This is a genomic window from Vibrio sp. 10N.222.46.A1, assembly GCF_041473595.1.
In the GTDB taxonomy this organism is placed as follows: domain Bacteria; phylum Pseudomonadota; class Gammaproteobacteria; order Enterobacterales; family Vibrionaceae; genus Vibrio; species Vibrio tasmaniensis_A.
This window is the reverse complement of sequence record NZ_JBFRSN010001508.1, coordinates 1-405: the sequence shown is the minus strand read 5'-3', so window position 1 is coordinate 405 and position 405 is coordinate 1. Positions and strand designations below refer to the sequence as shown.

1 protein-coding gene is annotated in these 405 nt (G+C 40.0%); it reads right to left on the bottom strand.

All coding sequences use genetic code 11. From position 1 onward, the window contains the following. A partial coding sequence (locus AB4496_RS27715) for a hypothetical protein (protein ID WP_372133216.1) occupies positions 1 to 277 on the bottom strand: 277 nt, incomplete at its 3' end. Positions 278 to 405: the final 128 nt, after the last annotated feature.

Genomic DNA, 405 nt, shown 5'->3' with positions numbered 1-405 from the left:
TATTAATCGTCTGAGAAAATTCATTACCGTGAAATTTAACTAAACCTGCATCCTCATCAAATTGATAACAAACATTAAGGGATGGGACGAATTGAGAAATTTTACTCAACGAAGAAACCAAGCGACCAATGTTGACTTCCCCAGCTAGACGGTAAGCAGCTGAGTATTGAGCAGAATCTTCATGCTGCTGATGGTGCATCCAAACTCGTTCTTCAAAATCTGTCACTGCGTTGCCAAATCCACTCTTTTCCTTCGAGTGATGCGAGTTAAATATCATGTTCCTTTCTCCTGTCTGAAAGAATTCAGAACTGTCCTTTTTGAAGCTAAAGCTGCCTTAAAGTACAAGTATTCTGGGGGAGGCTCTAAGCTCTACGCTTATTAAAATCAGTGGCTTACTTTATTCCC